A 25,479-nucleotide genomic window follows, 5' to 3' on the forward strand; every position below is an offset into this window, starting at 1 on the left:
CTAATCGTTCCCATATAGAGAGAAAGCTTGAACTTAGAACAGGTCTTACCATTTTTCGTTAGATGTTCTCGTTTCAATGAGCGGGAGCGAAAAAAACTTGAAAGCGTGATATAATAAGGATTCGAGGTTTTAAAAGCTGTTTTCTTTACTAAGTTCATCTGTTAAGGTTTATAATAGAAAAGCAGGTCATTCGACATACTCGAATGTTCATGTATTTTTTACATGATGGTTTTATTTTTATATGTTATTTCATGGATTTTGGAGGAATGTATCATGGTGACAACAGTGCAACGTACTTTCCGGCAGGAAGCGCTTGCGACATTAGAAGAAGCGAATAACGTCAACCATGCTGTTTTGATAAGCTACTCCAGAAGAGTTGACGATCTGGATCCTCTTGCCTTTTTCCAAAGCGGTGAAGCGGATTTTTTAGGTGAGCGGTTTTTTTGGTCTGATCCAGAAAGCCAAATGATATTTTCTGGACTGGGCAGAGCGGCCGTCATTAAATCATCAGAGCAAGGCAAAGAACGATTCGATATCGTTCATCAAGAATGGGAACAATTGAAGCAGCACATGTTCCATTTTCATGATGAGAAGGAGTTAAAGCAAGCGGCAGTTGGCCCGCTTTTATTTGGAGGGTTTTCATTTGATCCATATGAAGAGAAGGCGCGTCACTGGGAAGCATTTGGCGAGGCTCATTTTTTTGTGCCTTCGATGATGCTGACTGTTTCCAAAGAAGGTACGTTTCTAACGATCAATGAATGGAACGAGGTGGACGGGAATGTTCATCAGCTCATTCAAGAGTTAGAACAGAAAGCTTCTAATTTTGATGCATTGCCTGTACGACATGATGGACAAGCAGAGCTTGTTCACATGGAAGAGCTGGATGTCAAGGAATGGATGAAAGCGATCCATGAAGCGACAGCACACATTCGTGCGAACGAATATGAAAAGGTTGTTTTAGCAAGAGAAGTCTTGCTTCACTATAAAAATCAAATTGAACTTGCACCATTATTAGCAGAATTGCTAAAACATCAAACCACGAGTTATGTATTTGCTATAGAGCAGGGAAGACAAGCGTTTGTCGGGGCGACACCTGAACGTTTAGTGAAAAAAAGCGGTGGAGAAGTCTTTTCATCTTGTTTAGCTGGTTCCATTGTGCGTGGTCAAGATGAAATCGAAGATCAAGCATTGGGTGAAGAACTGCTTCATGATGAGAAGAATTTGATTGAACATCAAATTGTCGTCAATATGATTGAGCAAGCATTTGAAGCAAACTGCCATCATGTGCATAAGCCTCATCAACCAAGTCTTTATAAAACCAAAAACATTCAGCATTTATTTACACCAATTGTAGGAGAAATCAAAAGTAGCTGTTCTCTCTTCTCATTAATTGAGCAGCTCCATCCAACGCCAGCACTTGGAGGATATCCAAAGGAAAAAGCGGTTGAGGTCATCCGGGAAATTGAACCTTTGAAACGTGGATGGTATGCCGCACCGGTTGGTTGGATCGATTCTCAGGATAATGGAGAGTTTGCTGTAGCCATTCGGTCAGGCCTGATTGAGGAAGATCATGTGCGTTTGTTTGCTGGCTGCGGAATTGTAGAGGATTCCCTTGCAACACAGGAATATGAGGAAACGCAAGTGAAATTAAGACCGATGCTGTCTGCTCTTGGAGGCCGTCCGAATGAATAATCAAATCATGACAACATATATTGGTAGATTGATGGATGAATTTGTACAAGGTGGTGTGAAGGAGGCGGTTGTCTGTCCTGGTTCCCGTTCAACCCCGCTTGCCATGTTGGCTCTTGCCCATCAAGAGATCAATGTCCATGTGTTAGTAGACGAACGGTCTGCTGCTTTTTATGCACTAGGTCTTGCGAAAGCGAGTCAAACACCAGTGCTACTTATTTGTACATCAGGTACGGCAGCTGCTAACTTTTATCCAGCCGTTGTAGAGGCTCATTATTCCAGGGTACCACTGATTGTCTTAACTGCTGATCGGCCGCACGAATTGAGGGAAGTCGGGGCACCTCAAGCGATTGATCAGCAATTCTTATTCGGTAAGTTTGTTAAATGGTTCACAGACTTAGCCTTACCAGAAGAAGGTCAAATGATGCTTCGGTATGTACAGACTGCTGCCGCTAGAGCGGCTCACATCTCAATGCAGGAGCCAAAGGGACCAGTTCAGATTAATGTACCGCTGAGAGAACCATTGCTGCCTGATCTGTCCATCGATCCTTTTGATAGAGAAGAAGGAGCTGTGAAAAAAGTATTGGCAGCAGGTCAGGCTCTACCAAATGATCATGTCATGTCAGAATTAGTGTCCATTATGAATAAATCAACAAGAGGTCTGATTGTGGCCGGTGAACTTCATTCGCAGGAAGAGAAAGAGTCAGTGTTACGTCTTGCAAGAGCCATGCATTTGCCGATTTTAGCTGACCCGCTCTCTCTTTTGCGAAATGGACATGAAAGTGAAGAGTACATCATAGATGCATATGACTCTTTGCTGAAGGATGAAGCATTACAGCAGCATTTATTGCCTGATATGGTCATACGTTTTGGACCGATGCCTGTGTCTAAGCCGTTATTTAAGTGGCTGGAAAAGCATGTGGAAGTGAAGCAAATTGTCGTCGATGCTGCAGGAGGTTTTCGAGATCCTGGATTAAGCGCGTCATACGTGATTGAAAGTCATGTGTCTGCTTTTGTAAATGAAGTGTTGAATAGGGCAAATCAACAAGAGAATACAAATTACTTACATCGCTGGCAGAGTGTCAATTCTTCTTTTAGACTGCATGCAAATCAATATTCTGATGAGGACCTTACATTTGAGGGAAATGTGTATCGTCAGCTGCAGCACCTCTTGCCAAAAGAGAGTGTGCTCTTTATTGGAAATAGTATGCCAATTCGAGATGTAGATACATTTTTTGAAACGCAGTCAAAACCGTTTCGAATGATGGCCAATCGCGGAGCAAATGGCATTGATGGGGTTGTGTCAACAGCTCTTGGAACATATGCGGCCTTGAAACAACCAATTACTTTAGTGATCGGAGATTTGTCTTTTTACCATGATATGAACGGTCTTCTTGCTGCTAAGCTGATGGACATTCCGCTCACGGTTGTTTTGTTAAACAATGATGGGGGAGGAATCTTTTCTTTCCTTCCACAGGCTTCTGATGAACCGTATTATGAAAAACTCTTCGGTACGCCGACAGGGCTGAATTTTGAGTATGCATCGAAGTTATATGGGGGAACCTATTCGAAGCCGGCAACAAAACAAGAATTACATGAGGTGTACTCGGCGCATATACATGAGCCTGGGCTTCATTTAATCGAGATTGAAACAGACCGGCATTCTCGTGTAGACAAACATCGTCAAATGATGAGCGAGATATTGATGGAAGTGAAAAAAGAATGCCTTCACTCATAATACGAATGCATGATGGTGTGGCGTATGAGGTAATAGACGATCATCCATCTGCTGAAAATGCCACGTTATGTTTACACGGCTTTACAGGGAGTGCAGCTTCTTGGTCGTTTTTAAATACTTATACAGAAAAACATACAAGATTGATTCAGGTCAGCTTGCTTGGACATGGCCGCACAGACTCTCCAAAGAGTATAAGAAGATATGCGATGTCACAGCAGCTGACAGATCTTGCTGAGATTTTAGATCAATTAAAACTTCACAAAGTGAACATTCTCGGATATTCTATGGGAGGGCGTATTGCTTTATCGTTTGCCTCCCGTTATCCAGAACGTGTCAACAAACTGATTCTTGAGAGTACATCTCCAGGGCTTCGCTCTTTCAAGGAGCGGATGGCAAGGCTTCATCATGATCACCAGCTTGCTCAAAAGATCAGACATGAAGGGTTAGCTCAGTTTGTGGATTTTTGGGAGAACATTCCGCTGTTTGCTTCGCAGAAATCCTTACCCGCTGACAGGCTGGCTCAGCTGAGAGAGGGAAGGTTAAAAGCCAATCCCTATGGACTGGCTCGCAGCTTAGAAGGCATAGGAACAGGTTCACAGCCGTCTATGTGGGCGTCATTAAAGCAGATTAAATTGCCTGTTTTGCTCATTTGCGGAACGCTTGATGAAAAGTTCTGCAATATCGCCAAACGTATGCAGCAGGAGCTTGAAGACAGTCATTTGACATTGGCGGAGCATGCCGGGCATACAGTTCATGTGGAACAACCACATTTTTTTGGTAAAATAGTAAGTGAGTTTATTTTAGCGTAAGATTAGAGGAGGAAATATTGATGGCTATTGAATGGCAAACTGAGCGTCAGTATGACGAAATTTTATATGAAACGTACAATGGGATTGCAAAAATCACCATTAATCGTCCACATGTACATAACGCGTTTACGCCGAAAACTGTGAGTGAATTGATTGATGCATTTTCACGTGCTCGTGACAATTCAAATGTTGGTGTGATTGTACTTGCAGGTGCTGGAGGGAAAGCATTCTGTTCTGGTGGAGACCAGAAAGTACGCGGTCATGGCGGCTATGTAGGAGACGATCAAATTCCGCGTCTAAATGTACTAGATTTACAGCGTTTAATTCGGGTTATTCCAAAACCAGTTATTGCGATGGTTGCGGGTTACGCGATTGGCGGCGGACATGTACTTCATGTCGTGTGTGACCTGACAATTGCAGCAGATAATGCGATTTTCGGACAAACAGGACCAAAAGTAGGCAGCTTTGATGCCGGTTATGGTTCAGGCTATCTTGCACGTATTGTTGGTCATAAGAAAGCGAGAGAAATCTGGTACTTATGCCGTCAATACAATGCACAGGAAGCGCTTGATATGGGGCTTGTCAATACAGTTGTACCATTAGAGCAGCTTGAAGAAGAAACAGTGAAGTGGTGTGAGGAAATGCTAGAGAAGAGCCCGACTGCTTTACGATTCTTGAAGGCTGCATTTAATGCAGACACTGATGGATTAGCTGGAATTCAGCAATTTGCAGGAGACGCGACTCTTCTTTATTACACAACAGATGAAGCAAAAGAAGGACGCGATTCCTTTAAGGAAAAACGGAAGCCGGACTTCGGTCAGTTCCCGCGTTTCCCTTGATTCAATGATATGGACGAAAACAGCTTAGTGCATCAGACTGAGCTGTTTTCTTTTATGAAAAGGAGGTGTCATGATGAAGCAACCAAATTGGCTGCTGCACCGTGCCTATTTAACGCCAGATCGGGTCGCGCTCATATATCAAGACCAAGAATGGACATTTCGTGATTTAGCTTTCGAAGTGGACAGGCTTGCGAATAGATTGTCACGTGCCTCCCTTAAAAAAGGGGAGACGGTCGCAATATTGATGAACAATCATCCTGACATGGTGATGCTTGTTCACGCTTGTTTTTTATTAGGAGTAAAGATCGTGTTATTGAACAATAAGCTGACAAAAGCTGAGAGGCTCTATCAGCTTGAAGATGCAAAAGCCAAGGCTTTATTAACAGAACCTTTTTATGCAAAGGATCATGACGGTGATTTACCTGTGTATACAATGGAGACTTTACCTGTAGCAGGTCAAGATGATGAAAAGAAAATAGAGAATGACGTTGATTTGAATGAGACCGCGACCATTATGTATACATCTGGAACGACAGGGCGGCCAAAAGGGGTGGAGCAAACGTTTGGCAATCATTTTCATAGTGCTGTTTCATCTGCACTGAATTTAGGCATCAGAGAGGAAGATCGATGGCTCATTGCGCTGCCCCTTTTTCATATAAGCGGTTTATCTGCTTTATTTAAATCTGTCATATACGGTATGGCAGTCGTGCTGCACCAGAAGTTTGATGTGGATGAAGTAAAGGATTCTATTGAACGCCATCATGTGACGATGATTTCAGTTGTTCAAACGATGCTGTCTCGTTTATTAAGTAGGCTTGAAGAATGTCCGTCTTCTTTACGTTGCCTGTTATTAGGCGGAGGCCCTGCGCCTTATACGCTGCTTCAAGAAAGTAAAGAGAAGGGATTTCCTGTGTTTCAATCGTACGGTATGACAGAAACGTGTTCACAAATTGTGACACTTGCGCCCGAATTTAGTATGGAGAAGCTTGGATCAGCGGGGAAACCACTTTTTGGGTGTGAACTGAAGATTCAAGATGGTGAACGTATTTGCCGTCCTTTTGAGCATGGCGAAATCATGGTGAAAGGTGCAAATGTTATGAAAGGATACCTTCATCGTCAAGAAGCAACTGCTGCTGCCTTTGAACAAGGCTGGCTGAAAACGGGTGATATTGGATATGTGGATGAGGAAGGGTTCTTATTTGTACTTGACCGGCGTTCAGATTTAATTATTTCTGGTGGAGAGAATATTTATCCAGCGGAAATTGAAGCGGTTCTTTTAACACATCCGCATGTAAAGGAAGCCGGAGTGACGGGGGTGTATCATGAAAGATGGGGAGAGGTACCTGCCGCCTTTCTTGTGGCAGACCGTCAGATATCGGAGAGTGAGCTCTATGCTTTATGCGAGTCGCAATTAGCCAAGTATAAATGGCCAGCCGCTTTTCACTTTGTGGATGAGCTTCCAAGGAATGCGTCGAATAAATTGCAGAGGCACAGACTCAAATCAAAGGGGTTTTTAGATGATTCAAATTGAACGTGTGATCTTATATCATGTCACGATGAAACTCAAGCAGCCATTTACAACAAGTCTTGGAACCATTTCAGAGCGTGAGTTTATTATTGTTGAGGTCAAAGACCAAACAGGATTAACTGGATGGGGAGAGGTGTCTGCCTTTTCTTCCCCGTGGTATACAGAAGAAACCATTGAGACCTGCTATCACATGCTGAGAGCTTTCTTTATCCCTAACGTGCTGACCCGATCTTTTACACATCCTTCAGAAATACCCGACAGCTTGTACCACTTTAAAGGCAATAGAATGGCCAAAGCAGGGATTGAAGCGGCTGTGTGGGATATTTATGCGAAGCGTGAAAATAAGTCCTTACGTGACGTATTAGGCGGCACAAAAGACAGAATCCCATCTGGCGTTGTGGCGGGTTTAGGGCCTGTTGACGAAATGATTCAGCAAATCCAGCAATATGTAGATCAAGGTTATCAGCGTGTGAAGGTGAAGATTAAGCCGGGACAAGATATTGGACTGCTTCAAAAGATAAGAGAGTCTTTCCCTGACCTTCCGTTAATGGCAGATGCAAACTCTGCCTATGAATTAAAGGACATTAGCAAACTGAAGCAGCTCGATGACATTCGTTTATTAATGATTGAACAGCCTTTAGCTGCAGATGATATTGTCGATCATCGTCATTTGCAAAAGCATTTAAAAACACCGATTTGTTTGGATGAAAGTATTTGTTCTTTAGACGATGCTCGAAAAGCTGTAGAACTTGGCAGCTGCCAGATGATCAATGTGAAGCCTTCCCGAGTTGGAGGGCTGACTGAAGCCCTTAAAATTCATGCGTTTTGCAAGGAGCATCAGATTCCGTTATGGTGCGGGGGGATGATTGAAACAGGTATTTCCCGCGCACAGAATGTGGCACTTGCATCACTGCCGCAATTTACGATTCCGGGGGATATTTCAGCATCGTCAAAATACTGGGAGCAGGATATCATTTTTCCTGAAATCAAAGTTGAAAATGGGTTTATTGAGGTGCCTCGTTCTAAAGGGATGGGGGTAGAAGTTGATTATCAAGCGCTTCGTTCGTTCTCAGATAAAATTGACGTGTTTACAAAACATGATTTTGTGAAATGAAAACGAAAAAATGGCCTTTTGCACAACCAATAGAACATATGTATAGTTGAGAAAAGTTTTTCCTTCCTGTCTGAATCAAAAAGAAAGAGCGGTCATCCGCTCTTTCTTACTCTTCTACCAGCTCGCTGTCGTAAGCAAGTTGTCCAATATACTGATGCATTTCATTGGGCATGCCGGTTACATGTCCATATTCATAATCCCAAAGATTTAAAAAGGAGTGAGCGGCTTGATAAAATGCGGCTTCGTCCGCGTCCTGAATTTCGTCAAAAAACGTTTGAGCAAGCCGATCGTTTTTCAAAGTGAAGCGCCTCCTTTAATGAGACTTAAAGATCTTGCGGTTTAAATGTTTTACAATCAGTTTCTTCACTTTTTTCAGCCGTATTTCCTGTATGGCTGACGACATAGATTGCATCTGCACCGCAGCGGTTTCCAGCATTCCAGTAAGAACAGTTGTTTACTTCACAAAGGATTTTTTGACTCATACAGATGACCTCCTTTTGAGTGTGTCTTTCATTTATAATGTAACCGAAATGAACGTCGCCCATTCATGTCAATCTTCCTGGCGAATATAGCGCTTATCCTTCATAAACAATTTCCAGAAGTAATAGAACCCAGGAAACAAGATGATAAAGCCTACAATATACGTAATGAATAATGCCCTAAATGTAACAGGGTCTGTAAACCCTGACATGATGGTGATATCTGGATAGGCCATATAGGGCAGATGGGCATGTCCATACACATAGCTTGCTAAGAAATATTGGATCGTAATGGCAATGACGGCTAAACGTGGCTTCCCTTTCCGATGCTTAAATCGGCTGTTTGGTAAAAAGAGAGCCAATCCTGCAAGTAAAAACATGAGCAGAGAAACAAGGAGAATGGGGATGTTCTGCATCATTTTCGTGAATAACCAATTGGCTTCACTTCGCAGTGTGAGCATGATAAAGAAGGCCATCATGAGAGAAAGAGGTCCTGTCATGAGCGCTCCCCTTCTATAAATGTGATAAGCCTCATCTTCACCTGCAACATTAGAAAAATCAGCTAGCAGCAAAGATGAGAGGAAAAGGGTGCTGAAAATTGCAAAACCTACAAATGAATAGACGTTTGCACTTGTAAAGACCAATCCTAAATCTAACGAGTAGACGTGATTCTCCTGAAAAATAAATCCACCATGGGTAATGGGGAGAACCATAATGAGAATGGACGGAATAATAAAGCCGCTAATTCCTGAAATATATGTAACGGCTTTTCTATATTTTTTAGGCAGTGAATGCGAAAAGACGAGAAATCCGCTGCGCAGTGCAAGAAGCAATAAAATAATGCTGCCTGGTATTAATAGAACAGTACCAAGCACAAATGTTGCACCTGGAAACAGGCTAAACAATGCAACGACGATGGCCACAATGAAGACGTTTGTCACTTCCCAAGTGGGAGAGAGATACTTGTTTGCGATATTAGCGGCCTTAGTTTGCTCTTTATTCATATATATCATCGACCAAAACCCTGCTCCGAAATCCATTGATGCCATCACTGCATAGATAAACACGAATCCCCATAAGATGGTGATTGCTATGAGTGCATCAGTTGTTATATCCATCTGCATCAAAATCGCTCCCTTTTTAAGATTCTGTTAACCGTAGGTCTTCTTCAATTGAATGTTTTCTAAAGTAGTACGTCAGCACAATCACTGTTGCGATGCCTAAAATGAGATAGACAATGGCAAACAGGATGAAAAGTGTGCCGATAGAGCCTGATGACGTGACGACCTCGGAGGTTTTGAGCATTCGATAAATGACCCATGGCTGACGGCCTGTACATGCAAAGATCCAGCCGAATTCAATGGCCAAGAGACTAAGAGGCCCGCCGAATAAGTAAAGAAAAAGCAACCACTTCGGATAATGTTCACGTTTTAATATTTTGCGGTAGAGCAGGGCCAACACAGCAAATAGAATGAGCACTGATCCAATTATAACCATCCCGTTAAATAACGTGTGAATAAATAAGGGCGGCCACTCGTCTCTAGGGAAATCATTTAAGCCTTTTACGACAGTATCAAAGCTATTTCCAGCTAGAAAACTAAGGGCCCAAGGAATTTCGATCGCCCCTTTTATTTCCTGCGTATTTGGGTCTGTAAAACCGCCAATTGCAAGAGGCGCGTGTGACTGCGTTTCAAATAAGCCTTCTGCACCCGCTAATTTTTCAGGATGATATTCATACAGTAGCTGAGCTGATTCGTGACCATTTAAGGCTGTAAGAAAAGAGAAAAGTCCACCTACAATCAGTCCAAGAAAAAGGGCTTTTCGATGAAAGGTATAGAGCTTCTCATTTTTCCTTGTTTTCAGCATTTTGAAAGCAGCTACAGAGGCAATCACAAAAGCGCCTGTTGTAAAAGCAGACAGCACGACATGAGTAGCGGTCACAACGAAACTTGGGTTGAAAAAGGCCTTCCAAGGCTCGATATTCGTGATTTCTCCGTTGACCATCTGAAAGCCGGCAGGTGTTCCTTCAAAAGCATGTACGTTTGTAATCAGAATCGCTGAAGCTGCTGCGCCAATCACAACAAAAATAACGGTAATGATGCGCATAGCTGGGGATAGGCGATCCGCTGCGTACACATAAATAGACATAAATAATGCTTCAATAAAGAAAGCATAAATTTCTATTTGAAACGGCAGTGACATGACTTTTCCGATGACCTCCATAAAACCAGGCCATAGAAGAGCGAGCTGAGTACCTGCAATCGTGCCAGTTGGAATGGCGACGCCTAACAAAACAGCCTGTGCTTTCGTCCAGCGCTTGGCCATGATGGCATAATGTGGGTCCTTCGTTTTTTGAAAGATGAGTTCAGCTAACAAAATCATTAGCGGGATGCCGACGCCAAGCGAGGCGTAAATAATGTGAAAGCCCATTGTTGTACCGAACAGGCTTCTAGCTAAAACGAGATCAGTCAATTTTTTCTCCGCCTTTCTTATCGCTTCTCTTTTTCATGCTGTTTATTATTCGCCACCATTTTTAGATTATTCTTCCTGACTAAGAAAGCTTGTTTTTTGACAAGTTGTCAAAGAGGGAGTAGAATATAATTATAAAACGTAATGATTACGTTTTGATAATGAAGGGAGTTTTGACATTGAAAAAAGGTATTCACCCAACCTCACATGAAGTTGTATTTATGGACGTAAACAGCGGTTATCGCTTCTTGAGTAGATCAACTAAGACATCTAATGAGACAATAGAGTGGGAGGATGGAAAAACATATCCTGTCATTAAGGTAGAAACAAGCTCGGACACGCATCCTTTTTATACAGGGCGCCAGAAATTCGGGGAAAAAGGCGGCAGAGCCGAGCTGTTTAAGAAAAAATACCAAATGTAAAAAAGAAGCACACCCTATCAAGGTGTGTTTTTTTACGAAGAAAAAAACCCCGGCTGACCGCACGGGGTTTAACGCATTAATCATTTAAGGCTGTTTTTAAGGTGTTTAAATTTTGTTTCATTAAGCTGACGTAGCTTTCGCCATTTTTAGCGTCCTCTTCTGTAATGGATTCTAGATTTTTAAGTGTCAGGCTTTTAGCGCCAATTTCACTGCGAATCGTATCTGATACTTTACTGCTGACGTTATTTTCAAAAATGACATACTTGATGTGATGCTTTTCCGCCTGTTTTACAATATTTTCGAGCTGTTTTTGTGATGGCTCTTCAGAAGCGGATAGTCCAAGGACACTGATTTGCTCAATGCCATAGCGCTTTTCCCAGTAACCGTAAGCTGCGTGAGAAACAAGAATTTCTTTATGTTGTGCTTTAGATAACGTTGTTTTAAATTCCTGATCTAATGATTGTAATTCTTTTTTTAGAGATTCGTAGTTTTTTGTATATTCGTCTTTATGATCTGGATCTAATGAGACGAGTGTGTCTTTAATGTTCTTCGCCATTTGCTGTGCATAAACAGGGTCTAGCCATGCATGTGGATCTTTATCTCCGTGCTCGTGTCCATCATGATCTTCATCTTCTTCATGTGCATGTTCTTCTTTTGTTGATAATAGTTTGATGCCTTGAGCAGCTTTAACCGTTTTCACACCTTGGTCTTTTAACGTAGCAGCTGTTTTGTCAGCGAATGCTTCTGCTCCAGTACCGCTGTAAATAAAGGCATCTCCTTCCGCCATTTCAACCATTGTTTTTGAACTTGGTTCAAAGCTGTGTGCATCAGCATTGGCAGGGTACACACTTTGAGCGTTAACGTGAGAGCCGCCAATTTTTTCAGTGAAATCTTGAATTGGAAAGATCGTGGTGTAAATGGTTAATTTCCTGTCCGCCTTTCCTTTTGAAGCATTTGTCCCCGCACTGCTTGAGCAAGCGGCAAGGCCGATCGTTAATAAAGCCGTTATTAAAATAAAAAAGATTTTTTTCATCTAAAAAATGTCTCCTCTCAACCTATTAGATAGAAATGATTACGATTTAATGTCCTGAGTTATTGTATCGTAATAATTACGATTTGAAAAGAGGAAAATAAAAAATTTTCGTCAAGCAGATGTTTCCTCTAAAAAATAGGTTTCAAAACGTGACGAAATTTAAAACATTGTGCTATATTTATTTTTAAAAAAGAAAAAGGAATGGACAAACTTATGAAACTTTTAGACGAAATCATTGAATATAATCAACAGTTTATTGAAGAAAAGCGATACGAAGAGTTTACAACAACGAAGTTTCCACAGAAAAAAGCCGTTATTTTATCTTGTATGGATACAAGACTTGTTGAACTGCTTCCGCGTGCAATGAACATGAAAAATGGAGATATTAAGATTGTCAAAAGCGCTGGCGCTCTTGTTTCTCATCCATTTGGAAGTATTATGCGAAGCATTTTAGTGGCTGTTTATGAATTAAATGCTGATGAGGTGTACGTCATCGGGCATCATGATTGCGGTATGAGCAAAATAGATAGCCGAACACTTCTAAATAAAGCCGTTGAGCGTGGTATTCCAGAAAAACGAATTGAAGTACTGGAATACTCAGGAATCGATTTTACACAGTGGCTTAAAAGCTTTAGTTCAGTTGAAGAAAGTGTGAGAGACAGTGTGTCTGTTGTTAAAAATCACCCGCTTCTTCCATCTGATGTGCCTGTACACGGCCTTGTAATTGATCCAGGGACAGGTAAGCTTGACTTAGTTGTCAATGGCTATGAAGAAAAATAATTTATTTCTCCTTTTTAGGCGGGACCGGGTCGATGCCGCCAGGATGCAGCGGATGACATTTTAATATCCGTTTGATTGTGAGCCAGCCGCCCTTTAAAGCGCCATGCGTTTTGATTGCCTCTAGCCCATAGTTTGAGCAGGTGGGATAAAATCGGCAGCTAGGCGGTGTAAGCGGGGAAATACATTTTTGATAAAAGCGGATGATGCCGATAAAAATCTGTTTCATAGAGGTTCCTCCTTGTCTGTCTTTCACAGTATAAGAAAAAAGGACAAGGAAGGAAAGTTTTATAAACTAAACAGGTCGGATCAATATGCTATAATATAGGAAATTGCAATTATAGGAGTGGTGATTTTATGCCTTCAGTTGAAAGCTTTGAACTTGACCATAATGCTGTAAAAGCGCCTTACGTTCGTCATTGCGGCGTTCATAAAGTGGGATCAGATGGTGAAGTGAATAAATTTGATATTCGTTTTTGTCAGCCGAACAAGCAGGCGATGAAACCTGATACAATTCATACATTAGAGCATTTACTTGCGTTTAATATTAGAACACACTCAGAGAAATACGATCATTTTGATATCATTGATATTTCTCCTATGGGCTGCCAGACTGGTTACTATTTAGTCGTCAGTGGTGCACCAACACCAAAAGAGATTGTTGAACTGCTTGATGCAACATTCAAGGATGCAGTTGAGGTAACAGAAATCCCTGCTGCAAATGAAAAACAATGCGGTCAAGCGAAGCTACATGATCTTGAAGGAGCAAAACGTCTCATGCGTTTCTGGCTGTCTCAGGATCAAGAAGACCTATTAAAAGTATTTGGTTAATGGATGGATGAACCGGACATATCGAATGTCCGGTTTCAGCGTGTAGACAAACCCTCGCATTCTTTGTCAGTCCTGTGTGCCGGTGCTCACGAATCTTAAATTCGCTCCGCGCCGGTACTCGTCCTTCCTAGACTGCAAAGGTTTTCATGTCACGCTGAAAAGAAGACAAAGGGCTAAAATCAACAACATTTTAGCCCTTTGTCAACAATCTGGAACCGGACATATCAAATGTCCGGTTTTTTATATGAAATCAATCATGAGATGTCAAAATAGGGGATATTTGTTAAAATGGACATGTCGATAAAAGAAGGGGGACATTCGGATGCGAAAGATGATGGGGATCATTCTAATGCTCGCGTTACTTAGTGCGTGTGGAAACTCCGCAGCGAGCAATGACAAAGGGGAAGTGCCTGAGCTATTAGAAGTTAAGCTCACAGGGCCAGAGCAAGTGGAGAAAAATGAAAGCGTTATAGTAAAAGCAGCTGTCACATATGGTGATACGCCTGTTGATGATGCAGATGATGTGCAATTTGAAGTGTGGAAAGATGGTGACAAGGATAACAGCAAGATGATTCAGCCAAAGAAAGAGGAGAAAGGTGTATATGAATTGCATACAGCTTTCAAAAAAGATGGCCTTTATATCATACAAGTCCATGTGACAGCTAAACAGCAGCATAATATGCCGAAGACAAATATCCAAGTAGGTGATGTGAAAAAAGAGAGTTCATCTACTGAAGAAGAAGATAGTTCACATCATTGAAAGCGGTTTTATTTTGGGTTAGAACGTTGATTTGGTTCAGCATCCTGTGGTGAATCGACTTTATGCTTGTAATCATACGCCTTTGATGTCGTCCACAGTGATAAAAAGACAACGATTGAGATAATGATAAAGCTGATAATCCCAAGTAACAGCATCTAGCTCCCTCCTTATTTCCATATTAACATATATATCATGCGGTCAAAATAGAAGAAAATGATGGCAGGTTTCAGTATAATAAAAAAAGGGTATTCCCATACTAAATGCAACTACATAAGGAGGAATCAACATGTCTGAAAAATTATTAAACGTCGTCAATAAACAAGTAGCGGATTGGACTGTGCTTTATGTGAAATTACATAATTATCACTGGTATGTAAAGGGAAAAGACTTCTTTACACTTCATGAAAAATTCGAGGAATTATATACAGAAACAGCCACATATATTGATGATTTGGCTGAGCGTATGCTTGCATTAAACGGACAGCCTGTTGCGACAATGAAAGAGTGCTTAGAAATCTCAAGCATTCAAGAAGCGGAAGGAAATGAAACAGCCGAGCAAATGGTGAAAAATCTATATGAGGATTTCTCAAATATTGCAGAAGAGTTAAAGCAAGGAATGGAGCTGGCTGCAGAGGTTGGCGATGAAACAACAGGTGATATGCTGCTTGCCATTCATCAATCCATTGAAAAACACAACTGGATGCTAAAAGCATATTTAGGATAAGAGGGATGGAAGGAATGTTGATCATGAATAGATCGGCATTCTTTTTTAGTGGAATTGTGACAGACAGCCCATTGAAATCATAGGGCTTTAAGCCGAAGAGAAAAGAGAAGGGAGGGGAAAAGATGTCCTCAATTGCAGGAATGATGAGTCAGCAAGTGGCGAGTATTCAAAAAACACTTAATATCAGTTTATTGAATTCACAGCTTGCCACGAACACAGCCCAAGCCATGGTGATGCTGGATCAAGTGCAGCAGCAGCCTCAAGCTGTTCAGCCCAAAGATTCAGATGCTACGTTTATTGATGTCAGAGTGTAACTAAGCAAGCCGCCGTCACAGGCGGCTTTTTTTACGGCTTTTACGAATGTGTTTGAGCAGCAGACTACGCCTTTATTTGTTGTTGTCCAAGCTATTCATCAGATGCGGCATATACTATTGAGGTAAGAAGTTCCACTATGAAAGGATGTTGATGCCAAGTGAGCAAGGATTTAGGCATCTTTTCGTTGTTTACAGTCTGTTTGTCGGCAATGGGCTTTCTGTTTGGTGGAGCAGGGTATTTACTAACGATATTAGTGACACTGATGGCCATTGAATTCATTTGTTCAAGCCTAAGAGAATCTTTGACTGGACAGCTCACACTGAAGCGCTTGTTTACAAGGCTTGTTCGAAAGGTTGTGACGCTCTCTTTAATATCTATGGCACATTTCTTCGATGTCATGCTGAAGACTGGCGGGACGATGAAGGATTTAGCGATCATCTTTTATATCATTTATGAATCTTACCAAATTGTCTCGACCGCTAAAGCTCTCGGAATTCCCATTCCGCAGTTGTTTATTGATGTGTTAGACATGATGAAAAATAAATTGCGTAAAAAGCCGTAATTTCTCGGTATCTGGTCATACTAAAGGAAAAAAGGATGAATCAGATGGCAAGACACACATACTATGTATCCGTTCAAGACGGGTCGATCTCACAGCATAGAGATACGGCTGCTTGGCAATTTCAAATAGAAGCAGATGATGATCAAATTTTGCAGCTAAGAGAGTATTTCGATGAACAGTATATGTCCGATTGGAAAGGCTTCTTTCGGGCGCATGTCCCATTTCTTGAATATCATTATGATAGCCCAAATGACGAAATGGACAGGAAAAGAAAAGAGATTTACACCATGATTTATGATCTTGGAAACGAAGAGACAAAGAACTTCATTGAGACAAATGGATTAATGAATTGAAAAAAGCATGTAGAGATTTTTTTCTACATGCTTTTATTTTCGAGGATGTAAGATGCCTCCGATTAAATCACTGATTCCGCCTCTATTTTCCTGCTGTGAATTGGTGAATTCGTGTGAGGTGCTCTGGTTCTGAGGTTTGTAGCGGTTATCGTCTAAACCGATCCGCATTCCGGATGTGCGCTCAAATGGCTGGATAATGACAATTTGGTCCTGCTCTTGGAATTCAAATAAGTACGATTCGCCAGATGTTTGTCCAATCAAGGTTTTCCAGTTTACATCGAATTTGATCTTCGGTGCTTTGCCCGTCCAAGCGACAAGGGCGTCAGGATCTACACGGCAAGGTGCTTTTAAAATCAGCGGGTTTCCATTCGTTTTAATGGCAACCTGCGCTCCGTGACCTTGATAGGAGAGCTTTGAAGTAAATAACCCCTTCTGTGATAAAATACCAACGCCTACTGGTGTCACGCCATAGTGACATTCTTCAGTAAAGGCTAGTAAATCTTCACTTTCTACGCTCACATGCTGCCAAGGACCGCTTGGCTCAAGATTGATCACGGTCACATGCTCGCTTGAATCAGCCAAATAACACGTACCTTGTCCACTCACTTCCATCATCTCAAGGTTTTCACCTGTCAATTTTCTGCTGATATGGTTAAATACTTGACTGACCACATTTCCTTTATTTGTTCCAAGTAATCGTTTACGGTATTGAAATGTGCCTTGATCGGCAATCATAGTGCCTTTTTTGGCAAAAAAGATTCCGCTGCCTTCTGCTTGTAAGGTGAGTTCTTCTATTGTGTTGAAATGAAATCCCATTGGTGCCAGCTCCTTTCCTTCGTCAAGGTGTGAATCCGTAGATGCGGCATAAGTCGTTTAAATCCAGGGTTGTACCTTGTCCGGTAGCGGTGATTTTCCATTCGTTTTGATCTCTCGTTAGTTCAGCGCAAATGATAGATGTACAATACGAATAATCCTCTGTTAACTGAAAGGTACAAATCTCTTGCTGGGTGATCTGATCAGAAAGGCGTACGTAGGCATTGGTGACCTGTCCGAAATGATGTGCCCGCTCGTGGGCATCATGTATGGTGGCGGTTACGACGATTTTATGAATATCGGGTGAGACTCTGCTTAGCTGCATAATGATGATCTCATGATCTCGTTGGCCTCCGCCGACCTGATGATCACCTAGATGGCGAACAGCTCCGTCTATGCTTTGCTGCTGCTGATAATAGATCAGGTGCTTTGGAGACAAAAGCTTGTCTTCCTCATTTAAGAGAAATACTTGCGTATCTAAATCAATTGGCTGACCAGATAAATCCCAGCCAAGTCCGATATGAATTTGGTCTACACTTGGATGGTCTTTCGTTAAATCAAGATTTTGTCCTTTCATGAGGTGGGCCTTCACTGCCTCATGAGCAGCATCTTCGTTCTCATGTTGCCTAATCGGGAGTGCGTTGTTTTGTTCTTGTTCTGATCCATTTGTGTTGTTCATGTTGGTTTCCTCCTCGCCTGTATCAAACAAACACTTATTGATTTACGTCATCATGGATAAAAGGTTTCATGATTAAAATGGAATGAGGATGGAGATGATAAAAAGGTTTTAGCAAGAATACTTATTACATACAGACGAGATGGAAGCACTCGTTTGTTTCACTTTTCATAAAAATTCTTCAGAGAAATGTGATCTGTGGTATGATGTTTTACAAGAAGCAAGGACAGGATATGAGGGATTTCACATGCATGTATTTAAAGACTATTATCATAATACGGTCAAGCTCTCTTTTGAAAAGCAGCCTTTTTCGAGTCATCCTAAGCATGTTTGGGCCATTTGCCGCTATCAGGGAAAATGGCTGCTCACTGAACATGAGGATCGCGGCTATGAGTTTCCAGGAGGGAAAGTTGAGCCAAATGAAGAAGCAGACCAAGCCGCTATACGGGAGATTCAGGAAGAGACGGGTGCTGTTGTTCGTGAATTAACGTATATTGGTCAATATCAGGTGCTTGGCAGAGAGAAGGTCATTGTCAAAAATATTTATTTCGCTGATATTGAAAAGCTCGTCAAGCAGGATACGTATTTTGAAACGAAAGGGCCGGTTCTTTTCGCAGACCTGCCAAGATCCATCGCAAGAAATAAAAATTTCAGTTTTATTATGAAAGATGATGTCTTAAGGAAAAGTCTTGCTTATTTAGAAAAGAACGGTTTGATTCGTTAAAAAAAGCGCAGGGAAAATACTCCCTGTGCTTTTTATTTTTGAAGAAAACGGCGTTCAAGCCATTCTACAAGCTGGTACATGATGGTAGCGAAGACGGCGATAATGAAAAGACTTAAGAACACGAGTGTAAAGTTGAAGACTTGAAAACCGTAAATGATCATGTAGCCGAGCCCTTTTGAGGAAACAAGGAATTCTCCCACAATCACCCCAACCCAAGAAAGACCAACATTGACCTTAATGGCAGAGATCATCGTTGGAATACTTGCTGGCAAAATGACCTCACGAAAGACCACTCTTTTTTCCGCACCAAAGGTTTTCATGACCTTTAAATAATTTTCATCGACTTCTTGAAAGGCCGTATAAATGACGATCGTTGTAATGATCACACTAATGATTGCGCCCATCGCGACAATGCTGATCATGCCAGGCCCAAGGGCAACAATTAAAATCGGGGCTAAAGCGACTTTCGGCATCGCATTTAAAATGACCAAATAAGGATCAAGTACGTTCGCCAGCCGGGTGGACCACCATAAGGCGGCGGCTAACAAAATGCCGCAAAACGTACCAAGAAGAAACCCAAGCACCGTTTCAAACAACGTAATACTTATATGATTCACTAAAGAGCCATCTGATATTTTTTGTATAAACAATTGGCAGACTGCAGATGGTGAACTGAAAATGAGTGGATCAATGAGCCTAAAATGACTGGCAAGCTCCCAAAGTGAAAAGAAACTGGCGAAAATGATCAGCTGATAGACTCGTGTGATGCGTTTTTCCATTCGAACTTTTTTTCGATAGGCTTCATGTAAAAGGTCACTGTGTTTCAACTGTTTTCAGCTCCTTCCAAATCGTTTGAAAGAGCTCTTGAAAGCTTGGTGTCTGTCTCGCTTCAAAGGGAGAGAGGGCTTTCAGGTCATCTGGAACGATAAAGATCCGCTGAATAGAGCCGGGATGTTTTGAGAATAAGAAAATCCGATCGCTCATGGCAATGGCTTCACCAATATCATGCGTGACAAGGACGGCTGTTTTTTGATAGTTTTTTAATGTGTGAAAGACGAGATCTTCTAATGTCAGTTTGGTCTGGTAGTCTAGTGCTGAAAATGGCTCATCTAGTAGAAGCAGGCCGGGATCAACCGCAAGTGTTCGGGCGAGTGCTGCACGCTGCCTCATGCCGCCTGACAGCTCCTTCGGATACTTTTCCTCCACATCATGCAGTCCAAGCTTTGGCAGTAAGCTAAGGGCAGCTGAGGAGGCCTCATGTGAATCTTGTTTTGCAATTTTCAACCCGAGAATGACATTTTCCTTGATCGTTTTCCACGGGAACAAATAATCTTGCTGGAGCATGTAGCCGATTTGATGCTCCTTTTGGTTCGGCTCTTTTCCTTCGATTAAGATTCGACCTTCAGAGGGCGGTGTAATGCCTGCGATGATGGACAGCAGGGTTGTTTTCCCGCAGCCGCTGGGACCAATAAATGAGATGAATTCACCTTGGTCTATCTCCATATTGATGTGCTGTATGGCCGTTGTTTTTTCTTTTAAAGAGAAGTACGTGTGGGTCACATGGTCAATTTGAAGGAAAGACATGTGCTACCTCCTATTCTATTTGTGATCTGTGACCTTCTTTGCAATGGATGAATCGACAAGTTGTTTGTACGGGATAAATTCCGGCAGTTCACCGCTCGCCTTCATGATTTCCTGTAGTTTGTTCCATTCATCTTCATTTAGAAGGGGATCTGTTGCATATGAGTGCTGCTGCTTGTAGCGTTTGATGGCATTTGATAAGACGTCAACATCCGTATCAGGAAAATGCGATTGGATTGTCTTGGCAATCTCCTCTGGACGCTTCGTTTCTACCCACTTCTGTGCTTTATAAATGGCACGAGTAAAGGCTTCGGCTGTTTCTTTGTTTTTTTCTAAGTAACTCTTCTTTGCCATAAAAGTGGTATAAGGCACCTTGCCAGAAGCCTCTCCAAAGGAGGCGGTAATGTACCCTTTGCCTTCTTTTTCGATTAAGGATGCAGTCGGCTCAAATAACTGGACAAAATCGCCAGTTCCAGAGGAAAAAGCGCCTGAAATGTTGGCAAAATCAATATTTTGAATCATCCGAAGATCCTTTTTCAAATCAATGCCTTCTTTTTTCAGGACATATTCACCGACCATTTGCGGCATACCGCCTTTCCGCTGTCCGAGAAAGTCTTTTCCTTTTAATTGATCCCAAGAGAATTCGTCGATTTTCTCCCTTGAGACAAGAAAAGTACCGTCTGTTTGAGTCAGCTGCGCAAAGTTCATGACAGAGTCTTTTGTCCCTTGGGCTTCCACATAGATAGAGGATTCAGATCCGGTCAGGGCGATATCGGCACCGCCGGATAAAAGAGCTGTCATCGTTTTATCGCCGCCCCAAGTGGTTTTTAATTCAACCTCTAACCCTTCTTCTTTGAAGAACTCCTCTGATAAGGCGACATAAAGCGGAGCATAAAAGACCGAATGGGTCACCTCTGCAACTTGTACGGTCTGCTCTTGTTCTTTTTTACAGGCGACAAATGGAAGAAAGAGCAAGACAACGAATATGAATGCCAGTCTGACTTTAATGGAACGATTCAAGAGTAATTCGCCTCCTTTGTTCTAGATCACTAATTAAAGTATGTCAAAAGGGATTTTTGGTGAGTGCCTAGATGAAATAAGAAGCGCATTGTTTATTTATAGATCGTGCCTTTTTTTCTATACTAGAAGCATGAATGCTTTCTTGAATTTGGCAAAAATAAAGGAGCGGTTTCGTGTATAGATTGAGTTGGATATTTGTTGGATGGTATTTGGTAGGACTCATATTAATGGTTTTTTTCGAAGTGCCGGCATGGCTTCAGTTTGCAAATGGAATCTTCCTTGTGCTGTACGCCTGCTGCGTGATGGAGCTGTGCCGACATATGTATGGATCATGGCGCTTTGTGATCAAACGAGCGGCGATTGTGGGAGCTCTTACGTTTACGATTGAATGGGTCGGAATCACAACGGGCTTTCCATTCGGGGCCTATGATTATTACCCGGCCTTAGGTTTTCTTGTGGCGGGTGTGCCCTTAACGATCGCTTTTGCATGGGTTGGCGTGTTTTTAAATAGTCTTTTTTTATCCGGACAACAATCAAAGTGGGTGCGAGCCGCCGAAACGGGGCTATGGATTGTACTGCTTGATCTCATATTAGATCCAGTAGCGGCTGACCGTAAGTTTTGGGTGTGGTATGACGGTGACGGTTTTTTTGGTATTCCTTTTGAGAATTTTGTGAGCTGGGGTATGATTGGAGCAGGGCTTTCGTTTCTTTTTCCGCTCGTCTCGATTGATCAGCAGGTATTGCGCTGGAATGGCCGTATTTATCAAGCGATGGTGATGTTCTTTGGTCTTCTGGCATTAAAGGGCGGGCTGGATGTGATTTTTTATTTAGCACTGATCATTGTCATCTTGTGTGAAGGAAGGGTTCAATTTGAAAGAAAGCGACAAAAGCCGAGCGTTTAGCCGATTATTTTATCTTTATCTTGAACGATATTTACTGAATAAACATTTCCACTGTGTGATGATGCAAGGTACGGTGGACCCAAAAGAGAAGTTACCTGTTCTTTATCTTGCGAATCACAGTTCATGGTGGGATGGACTGATCATCTTTCTATTAACAGAAAAAACATCTGAACGAGATCATTACATGATGATGGAGGAGAAGCAGCTAAAGCAATATGCTTTTTTTCGTAAGCTAGGTGCATTTCCAGTCCATAAAGAGAAGTTGACAAGTGTAAAACAAGCATTGATGACGGCAAAAGCAAATATGCAGGAAGGCGCGGCAGTTTGGCTTTTTCCGCAGGGGAAAATCATGCATCAGGATACAAGGCCGCTTGAACTGGAGGGCGGAGCTTCTTTTTTGGTGAGACAATTTGAGCAGGTCATCGTCAAGCCGGTGACGCTGCATTATACATTTAATCAATTTCAAAAACCGACGGTATCGGTCGTGTTTGGAGAAGACGTTGTACTATCTGGCGGCTCACTTCGAAGCAAGGAAGTAACAAGTATACTTGGAGACCTGCTTGAAACACAGTTAAACCAACATCAAGCGCAGGTCGTCGCTGATCCTGATTTTACAGTAAAGGAACAATTTAGACAGATGACAAGGACAAGCCGGTCAACAAGTGATGCGTTTGATTCCTTTAAGAAGTGGGTGAAAACATGGCGGTCTTTTTAACGGTGATCAGTGCTTTGCTGCTCTGTCAATTGATGTTTACCATCTGGAATATGAAGCAAATCCCTGTGCTTAAGCCTGCGTCTCTTTCGCCTGATGAACCGATTTCATTATCGATCCTCATTCCAGCGAGAAATGAGGAAAAACGTCTGGAAGCGTGTCTTCAGTCGATTGTTGATCAGCATCTTTATCCGAAGGAGCTGATTGTGCTGGATGATCATTCGACAGATCAGACGAGAGCAATTGCTGAGGGCTTCGCAGAGAAATATCCGTGGATTCGTGTGCAGTCAGGTCAAGTGTTGAAGCGAGGCTGGCTTGGTAAATCCTATGCTTGCTCTCAGCTAGCTGAGGCAGCATCTTCTGACTGGCTGTTATTTTTAGATGCAGATGTCCGGTTAAAACAAGGAGCCATCGAGGCGGTGTACAAGCAGTTATGCACGCAAAAAACGGGAATGCTGTCAGGCTTCCCAGAGCAAAAAACAGGGACACCGTTTGAGCATCTTGTGGTCCCTATGATGATGTTTACGATTGGGTGTCATCTGCCAGTGAAATGGGTCAGAAAATCTCAAAACCCGGCTTTTGCCGCAGCTCATGGCGGCTTTATTGCGATTGAAAAGAACTGTTATCACGAAATAGGTGGTCATGAAGCGATCAAGGATTCGCTCGTTGATGATATGGCCTTGGCGAAACGAGTGAAAGCGAAGGGCTTTCCGTTCACACTTGCGAGTATTCATCCGTTTGTCTATATGAGAATGTATGAGAGCGGACAGGAAGTGTGGGAAGGCTATCGAAAAAATTTGTTTCCTGGAGTAAATCGGAGCATTGCTTTGTTAAGCGGTGTCTTTTGTTTATATACAATGCTTTATTTGGTTCCCGTTATTTGTTTCATTATCGCCCTCATTCAGTTTGATGTGGTCAATCTCTGTTTAGCCATTCTTTGCTACGGGCTAGGTGTATCTATTAAAGCGGTCATTGATATCGAAAATGGAAGAACGTCTACGATGGCCTTTTTATTGCCGGTAAGTATCATGAGCCTGATCGCCATTGGTTTTGCTTCTATGAAAATTGGACTGAAAAAAGAAGGGTATGAATGGAAAGGAAGAAGGTACGAATGAAAAAAGTGATCATCATTGGCGGCGGACTTGGCGGGTTGTCAGCGGCAATTCGCTTACAGTCACGCGGGGTTCAGGTCACCATTTTAGAAAAAGAAGCTGCTTTAGGCGGGAAATTACAGCGTCATCAAGGGGCTGGCTACTCTTTTGACCTAGGACCGAGCACCATTACAATGAAGGCGTATTTTGAAGAAGTGTTTACCTCTTGTCAGAGACGAATGGAGGATTATGTCACATTTTATCCGATCTCTCCCCTGACCAAAAATGTATTCTCTGATGGTCATACGGTCGAGTTTACGCCGAATATCGAGCAAATGGAAGTGCAAATTGCCGCATTTAGCCCTGAGGATGCGCAGCAATACCGAGCCTTTTTACAGGAGTCAAAAAAGCTTTTCCAAATGGCGGAGGATCAGTTTTTAAATCGTTTGTTATTGACCTGGAAGGATAAAGCGGATCTTAAGCTGGTGAAAGCACTTCTTGCTGTCAAACCGTTTACATCCGTTCAGCGCCTGCTTCGTCAGTATTTTCGTCATCCTCATACATTGGCGATGTTTGGGCGGTATGCAACATACATTGGCTCTTCACCCTACGAGGCTCCCGCTATTTTTAATATGATGGCGTATTTAGAAGGGGAAAAAGGCATTTATGGAATAAAGGGCGGTACGTATCGTTTAGTTGAGGCGTTTGAGACACTCGCAAAGGAATTGGGCGTCCAGATTCATCTCAATGAACAAGTAAATAAAATTCATGTGAGGAATAAACGAATCCAAGGGGTTGAAACAGATCAGCAGGTGTATGAGGCAGATCAAGTCATTGCAGGAGCGGATGCACTGACTGTCTATCGCCATTTGATTGATGAAAAAGACCGTCCTGGCTTTTTAAATCAAAAGCTTTCAAATATCGAACCATCGTTATCTGGCTTTGTTCTTTTACTTGGAATACCTAAAGTCTATGAACAGTTGTCTCATCATAATGTATTTTTTCCAGAGAATTATGAGCAAGAATTCAAGGATATTTTTCAGAAAAAAAAGCTCCCTCAGGACCCGGCGCTTTACATATGTTATTCAGGCCATTCAGAGCCAGCCTTGAGCGGAGGACCGGGAAGAAGCAACCTGTTTGTCCTGGCCAATGCACCTTATGTGACAAAAGAGCAAAATTGGGACATGCTAAAGGAGACGTATCGTCAGCATATCAAAACGAAACTAAAAGAAAAGGGTCTCTTTGATATCGATCAGGTTGTCGAATATGAAGCGGTTCAAACCCCGCTTGATTTGCAGCAAAAAACGGGAGCATATCACGGAGCCATTTATGGCATGTCTTCGAATTCGTTCAAGCAGGCATTTTTCCGTATCAATAATCAATCAAAGGATATTGAAGGGCTTTGGTTTGTTGGAGGCACCAGTCATCCAGGCGGCGGTACTCCGATGGTGACAAAATCAGGTCAGCTTGTTGCAGAAGCGATTATGAAGCAATTGACGTAACACCGAATGAAAAGGA

Annotated in this window: 31 protein-coding genes; 19 read left to right on the forward strand and 12 right to left on the reverse strand. The window is 42.2% G+C overall.

Annotated features, from left to right (window positions below; all coding sequences use genetic code 11):
- The first annotated feature begins 273 nt into the window (after nucleotides 1-273).
- The 6 genes from BK049_RS13435 (at nucleotide 274) to menC (ending at nucleotide 7,717) form a co-directional block, all read left to right on the forward strand.
- Entirely contained in the window at nucleotides 274-1,692 is a 1,419-nt protein-coding gene (locus BK049_RS13435; RefSeq protein ID WP_008360695.1) for an isochorismate synthase, read from the forward strand.
- On the forward strand, nucleotides 1,685-3,427 hold the full coding sequence (gene menD, locus BK049_RS13440; protein ID WP_071168730.1) for a 2-succinyl-5-enolpyruvyl-6-hydroxy-3-cyclohexene-1-carboxylic-acid synthase: 1,743 nt from the start codon (nucleotides 1,685-1,687) through the stop codon (nucleotides 3,425-3,427). Before BK049_RS13435 ends, menD begins: the two co-directional genes overlap by 8 nt.
- Nucleotides 3,412-4,236, forward strand: a complete 825-nt coding sequence (menH, locus tag BK049_RS13445; RefSeq protein WP_071168731.1) for a 2-succinyl-6-hydroxy-2,4-cyclohexadiene-1-carboxylate synthase — start codon at nucleotides 3,412-3,414, stop codon at nucleotides 4,234-4,236. Before menD ends, menH begins: the two co-directional genes overlap by 16 nt.
- 20 nt (nucleotides 4,237-4,256) lie before the next feature.
- Nucleotides 4,257-5,075 carry a 1,4-dihydroxy-2-naphthoyl-CoA synthase gene (gene menB, locus BK049_RS13450; protein ID WP_034665273.1) on the forward strand — a complete coding sequence of 273 codons (819 nt, stop codon included), beginning with the start codon at nucleotides 4,257-4,259 and terminating at the stop codon, nucleotides 5,073-5,075.
- Between the two features lie 70 nt (nucleotides 5,076-5,145).
- Entirely contained in the window at nucleotides 5,146-6,606 is a 1,461-nt protein-coding gene (locus BK049_RS13455) for an o-succinylbenzoate--CoA ligase (protein ID WP_071168732.1), read from the forward strand.
- A complete protein-coding gene (gene menC / locus BK049_RS13460; protein ID WP_008360686.1) occupies nucleotides 6,593-7,717 on the forward strand; it encodes an o-succinylbenzoate synthase in 1,125 nt (374 codons plus the stop codon). Before BK049_RS13455 ends, menC begins: the two co-directional genes overlap by 14 nt.
- 106 nt (nucleotides 7,718-7,823) lie before the next feature.
- On the opposite strand, the gene BK049_RS13465 is transcribed toward menC, so the two are convergent.
- The 4 genes from BK049_RS13465 to BK049_RS13480 all read right to left on the reverse strand — a co-directional run bounded on the left by BK049_RS13465 (nucleotide 7,824) and on the right by BK049_RS13480 (nucleotide 10,668).
- A complete protein-coding gene (locus BK049_RS13465; protein WP_008360684.1) occupies nucleotides 7,824-8,015 on the reverse strand; it encodes a hypothetical protein in 192 nt (63 codons plus the stop codon).
- 25 nt (nucleotides 8,016-8,040) lie between these two features.
- The gene (locus BK049_RS13470; protein ID WP_008360682.1) at nucleotides 8,041-8,199 is read right to left on the reverse strand and encodes a DUF1540 domain-containing protein; all 159 of its coding nucleotides are present in this window, start codon (nucleotides 8,197-8,199) and stop codon (nucleotides 8,041-8,043) included.
- Between the two features lie 68 nt (nucleotides 8,200-8,267).
- Entirely contained in the window at nucleotides 8,268-9,314 is a 1,047-nt protein-coding gene (locus BK049_RS13475; protein WP_008360680.1) for a cytochrome d ubiquinol oxidase subunit II, read from the reverse strand.
- Between the two features lie 22 nt (nucleotides 9,315-9,336).
- The gene (locus tag BK049_RS13480; RefSeq protein ID WP_071168733.1) at nucleotides 9,337-10,668 is read right to left on the reverse strand and encodes a cytochrome ubiquinol oxidase subunit I; all 1,332 of its coding nucleotides are present in this window, start codon (nucleotides 10,666-10,668) and stop codon (nucleotides 9,337-9,339) included.
- Nucleotides 10,669-10,844: 176 nt separating this feature from the next.
- Here BK049_RS13480 and BK049_RS13485 point away from each other — a divergent pair, with 176 nt between their 5' ends.
- Nucleotides 10,845-11,087 (forward strand): type B 50S ribosomal protein L31, encoded by a 243-nt coding sequence (locus BK049_RS13485; protein ID WP_008360676.1) that lies wholly within the window; start codon nucleotides 10,845-10,847, stop codon nucleotides 11,085-11,087.
- A 76-nt stretch (nucleotides 11,088-11,163) separates the two neighbouring features.
- On the opposite strand, the gene BK049_RS13490 is transcribed toward BK049_RS13485, so the two are convergent.
- Nucleotides 11,164-12,120: a metal ABC transporter substrate-binding protein gene (locus BK049_RS13490; RefSeq protein WP_008360674.1), complete on the reverse strand. Its 957-nt coding sequence runs from the start codon at nucleotides 12,118-12,120 to the stop codon at nucleotides 11,164-11,166.
- A gap of 213 nt (nucleotides 12,121-12,333) precedes the next feature.
- Between BK049_RS13490 and BK049_RS13495 the strand changes: the two genes are divergently transcribed.
- On the forward strand, nucleotides 12,334-12,900 hold the full coding sequence (locus BK049_RS13495) for a beta-class carbonic anhydrase (RefSeq protein ID WP_071168734.1): 567 nt from the start codon (nucleotides 12,334-12,336) through the stop codon (nucleotides 12,898-12,900).
- Nucleotide 12,901: 1 nt separating this feature from the next.
- On the opposite strand, the gene yidD is transcribed toward BK049_RS13495, so the two are convergent.
- Complete coding sequence (yidD, locus tag BK049_RS13500; RefSeq protein ID WP_003217666.1) at nucleotides 12,902-13,126, reverse strand: membrane protein insertion efficiency factor YidD; 225 nt, start codon at nucleotides 13,124-13,126, stop codon at nucleotides 12,902-12,904.
- 128 nt (nucleotides 13,127-13,254) lie between these two features.
- Between yidD and BK049_RS13505 the strand changes: the two genes are divergently transcribed.
- Together BK049_RS13505 and BK049_RS13510 are read left to right on the forward strand one after the other, a co-directional pair.
- On the forward strand, nucleotides 13,255-13,728 hold the full coding sequence (locus BK049_RS13505; protein WP_008360669.1) for an S-ribosylhomocysteine lyase: 474 nt from the start codon (nucleotides 13,255-13,257) through the stop codon (nucleotides 13,726-13,728).
- A gap of 322 nt (nucleotides 13,729-14,050) precedes the next feature.
- Nucleotides 14,051-14,488: a FixH family protein gene (locus BK049_RS13510; RefSeq protein WP_008360667.1), complete on the forward strand. Its 438-nt coding sequence runs from the start codon at nucleotides 14,051-14,053 to the stop codon at nucleotides 14,486-14,488.
- Between the two features lie 8 nt (nucleotides 14,489-14,496).
- Here BK049_RS13510 and ytzI read toward each other — a convergent pair whose 3' ends face one another.
- Nucleotides 14,497-14,643: a YtzI protein gene (gene ytzI / locus BK049_RS13515; protein ID WP_008360665.1), complete on the reverse strand. Its 147-nt coding sequence runs from the start codon at nucleotides 14,641-14,643 to the stop codon at nucleotides 14,497-14,499.
- A gap of 131 nt (nucleotides 14,644-14,774) precedes the next feature.
- Here ytzI and BK049_RS13520 point away from each other — a divergent pair, with 131 nt between their 5' ends.
- The 4 genes from BK049_RS13520 to BK049_RS13535 all read left to right on the forward strand — a co-directional run bounded on the left by BK049_RS13520 (nucleotide 14,775) and on the right by BK049_RS13535 (nucleotide 16,442).
- Nucleotides 14,775-15,212: a Dps family protein gene (locus tag BK049_RS13520; protein WP_008360664.1), complete on the forward strand. Its 438-nt coding sequence runs from the start codon at nucleotides 14,775-14,777 to the stop codon at nucleotides 15,210-15,212.
- Between the two features lie 122 nt (nucleotides 15,213-15,334).
- A complete protein-coding gene (locus tag BK049_RS13525; RefSeq protein WP_008342942.1) occupies nucleotides 15,335-15,526 on the forward strand; it encodes a hypothetical protein in 192 nt (63 codons plus the stop codon).
- A gap of 158 nt (nucleotides 15,527-15,684) precedes the next feature.
- The gene (locus BK049_RS13530; RefSeq protein WP_071168735.1) at nucleotides 15,685-16,089 is read left to right on the forward strand and encodes a phage holin family protein; all 405 of its coding nucleotides are present in this window, start codon (nucleotides 15,685-15,687) and stop codon (nucleotides 16,087-16,089) included.
- Nucleotides 16,090-16,133: 44 nt separating this feature from the next.
- Nucleotides 16,134-16,442, forward strand: coding sequence for a hydrolase (locus tag BK049_RS13535; protein WP_071168736.1), 309 nt, complete (start codon nucleotides 16,134-16,136; stop codon nucleotides 16,440-16,442).
- Between the two features lie 33 nt (nucleotides 16,443-16,475).
- On the opposite strand, the gene BK049_RS13540 is transcribed toward BK049_RS13535, so the two are convergent.
- Together BK049_RS13540 and BK049_RS13545 are read right to left on the reverse strand one after the other, a co-directional pair.
- The gene (locus BK049_RS13540) at nucleotides 16,476-17,258 is read right to left on the reverse strand and encodes an AIM24 family protein (protein ID WP_008360657.1); all 783 of its coding nucleotides are present in this window, start codon (nucleotides 17,256-17,258) and stop codon (nucleotides 16,476-16,478) included.
- A 22-nt stretch (nucleotides 17,259-17,280) separates the two neighbouring features.
- Entirely contained in the window at nucleotides 17,281-17,934 is a 654-nt protein-coding gene (locus BK049_RS13545; RefSeq protein ID WP_071168737.1) for a TerD family protein, read from the reverse strand.
- Nucleotides 17,935-18,178: 244 nt separating this feature from the next.
- Here BK049_RS13545 and ytkD point away from each other — a divergent pair, with 244 nt between their 5' ends.
- Nucleotides 18,179-18,655 carry an RNA deprotection pyrophosphohydrolase gene (gene ytkD / locus BK049_RS13550; protein WP_008360652.1) on the forward strand — a complete coding sequence of 159 codons (477 nt, stop codon included), beginning with the start codon at nucleotides 18,179-18,181 and terminating at the stop codon, nucleotides 18,653-18,655.
- A gap of 32 nt (nucleotides 18,656-18,687) precedes the next feature.
- Here ytkD and BK049_RS13555 read toward each other — a convergent pair whose 3' ends face one another.
- Genes BK049_RS13555 through BK049_RS13565 form a run of 3 tightly spaced genes read right to left on the reverse strand, consistent with a single transcriptional unit; the run spans nucleotide 18,688 to nucleotide 21,256 of the window.
- Entirely contained in the window at nucleotides 18,688-19,434 is a 747-nt protein-coding gene (locus BK049_RS13555) for an ABC transporter permease (protein ID WP_425304340.1), read from the reverse strand.
- Nucleotides 19,435-19,468: 34 nt separating this feature from the next.
- Nucleotides 19,469-20,239: an ABC transporter ATP-binding protein gene (locus BK049_RS13560; RefSeq protein WP_008361915.1), complete on the reverse strand. Its 771-nt coding sequence runs from the start codon at nucleotides 20,237-20,239 to the stop codon at nucleotides 19,469-19,471.
- A 15-nt stretch (nucleotides 20,240-20,254) separates the two neighbouring features.
- Nucleotides 20,255-21,256, reverse strand: coding sequence for an ABC transporter substrate-binding protein (locus tag BK049_RS13565; RefSeq protein WP_071168739.1), 1,002 nt, complete (start codon nucleotides 21,254-21,256; stop codon nucleotides 20,255-20,257).
- Nucleotides 21,257-21,429: 173 nt separating this feature from the next.
- On the opposite strand from BK049_RS13565, the gene BK049_RS13570 reads away from it, so the two are divergent.
- From BK049_RS13570 to BK049_RS13585, 4 genes are read left to right on the forward strand one after another with little or no spacing between them, the layout of a single operon-like run.
- Nucleotides 21,430-22,158 (forward strand): carotenoid biosynthesis protein, encoded by a 729-nt coding sequence (locus tag BK049_RS13570; protein WP_071168740.1) that lies wholly within the window; start codon nucleotides 21,430-21,432, stop codon nucleotides 22,156-22,158.
- On the forward strand, nucleotides 22,127-22,873 hold the full coding sequence (locus BK049_RS13575; RefSeq protein ID WP_008361921.1) for a lysophospholipid acyltransferase family protein: 747 nt from the start codon (nucleotides 22,127-22,129) through the stop codon (nucleotides 22,871-22,873). The genes BK049_RS13570 and BK049_RS13575 overlap by 32 nt, the downstream gene beginning before the upstream one ends.
- Entirely contained in the window at nucleotides 22,858-23,985 is a 1,128-nt protein-coding gene (locus BK049_RS13580) for a glycosyltransferase family 2 protein (protein WP_008361923.1), read from the forward strand. The genes BK049_RS13575 and BK049_RS13580 overlap by 16 nt, the downstream gene beginning before the upstream one ends.
- Entirely contained in the window at nucleotides 23,982-25,463 is a 1,482-nt protein-coding gene (locus BK049_RS13585; protein ID WP_071168741.1) for a phytoene desaturase family protein, read from the forward strand. Before BK049_RS13580 ends, BK049_RS13585 begins: the two co-directional genes overlap by 4 nt.
- The last annotated feature ends 16 nt before the right edge of the window (nucleotides 25,464-25,479 follow it).

The sequence above is a fragment of the Bacillus xiamenensis genome (assembly GCF_001857925.1).
GTDB lineage: Bacteria > Bacillota > Bacilli > Bacillales > Bacillaceae > Bacillus > Bacillus xiamenensis.